General features: G+C 70.6%; 2 protein-coding genes. Both read left to right on the forward strand.

Annotated elements, in window-relative coordinates:
* Positions 1-741 (forward strand): hypothetical protein (locus tag WBL05_RS06130; protein WP_424224479.1); only part of this gene is annotated, 741 nt, incomplete at its 5' end.
* 90 nt (positions 742-831) lie between these two features.
* Positions 832-1,720: ERCC4 domain-containing protein (locus tag WBL05_RS06135; RefSeq protein WP_424224480.1), on the forward strand; the 889-nt coding region annotated here is incomplete at its 3' end.

Here is a 1,720-nt window from a genome sequence, read left to right on the forward strand (position 1 = left end):
GGCCTGATGTCGCAGCTGATCGGCGGCGAGGACGAGCCGCGTTCCTCGTCCGGCGCCACCATGGCGGCCAGCCGGACCGCTGCGCAGCCGACGGTTGACGAGCCCGACCCGGTCGAGCCGGAGGCCCCGGCGCAAGAGCCGGCCGCGGCTCCGGAGCCGGAACCTGGGCCGGCGGAGGAGGAGCCGGAGGCGTCCCGCCTGCAGGCTGCCATCGAACGGGTCTACGGCACCTTCGAGCCGGTCTACATCGACGGCCACGGCTCCCAGGTGATCGAGCTGCCCGGTGAGCATGGCATCGTCACCGCGACCGGGAACGGCTCGGGCAATTTCGTCGTCAACGTGCTCGACGAGAACAACGAGTCCACCGGCGACCTACTGGTCAACACGATCGGGGCCTATGAAGGCACCACGTTCTACGGCCGGGGCTGGGGGACGCCTGCCTGGCTCGAGGTGGTTGCGGACGGGCCGTGGTCGATCGCGATCGAGCCGGTCTCGTACGCCGCCGAGATCGCACTGCCGGGGGAGGGCGTCGGTGATGCGGTCTACCTCTACGGCGGCGGCAGCGGGGCGTGGACCTTCACCCACGAAGGGCAGTCCAACTTCGTGGTCTACGAGTACGGCAGCGGGATCATGCCGCTGCGGATCAACGAGATCGGCCAGTACACCGGTCAGGTTCCTATCCGCAAGGGGCCCGCAGTCATCGTCGTCATTGCGGACGGCTGGTGGAGCGTCACCCCGTAGCCGACCGGGGGTGTGGCGTCCCGGCAGCATCACCGGGACGCCACGCATACTGGACCCGACAGGTGCGGTCGGTGTCGAGGAGGGGGCTGGATGGACGAGTTGCTGGTAGCGGTCAACCCCGACCCCGACTCCAGGCTGCCCTACCTGGTGCGGCTGCCGCTGGGCGGCGGGATGGTGTTCCGGACCTCCGGCACCTGGCCGCGCACCAAGGCGCTGTACTGCCACCCGGTTGGGGTGGAGGAGTGGCCGGACGACCCCGAGATCGTCGAGGCGACACCCATCCGGTCGTGCGTGCGGCGCGGTGCGGCGATCGACCTGGTGCTCGACCGCGGCCGGGAGAACCGCTCCCAGATCGTGTTCACCACCGCCCGCGGCCGCGACGTGGTGTTCTGGCAGTCGCCGCGCACCGTGAAGCAGGCCCGGCCCAACGTCACCACGCCCAAGGCCCGGGCCGCCGGTGTGGCGTCCCTGGAGATCGTCGTCGACACCCGCGAGCAGTACGCCTACCGGTTCGCGTCCCAACAGGTCAGCACGGTCAAGCGTGCCCTGCCGTGTGGTGACTATGCAGTAAGCGTCGGTGGTCGAATCGTCGCGGCGGTGGAACGCAAGTCGCTGAACGACCTGACCGCCAGCCTGCTGAACGGCAAGCTGCGCTACGCCGTCGGCGAGCTGGCCGCCCTGCCGCGGGCGGCCATCGTGGTGGAGGACCGCTACTCCCAGGTGTTCAAGCTGGACTGGGTGCGGCCGGCGCTGGTCGCCGACGGGCTTGCCGAACTGCAGGTCCGCTGGCCGGGCGTGCCGATCGTGTTCGCCGAGACCCGGTCGTTGGCCGAGGAGTGGGTTTACCGCTACCTCGCCGCCGCACAGCTGTGGGCAGGTCAGGAACTGGCCCTGGTCGACCGGCTCGGCGAGGACGCCGTCCGCAGGGAAACCGTCGAGGCGCCGGCCGCACCCGAGCCGGCGACCGCCGAGGTGCGGG

The sequence above is a fragment of the Brooklawnia sp. genome (genome assembly GCF_049651565.1).
Classification (GTDB): domain Bacteria; phylum Actinomycetota; class Actinomycetes; order Propionibacteriales; family Propionibacteriaceae; genus Brooklawnia.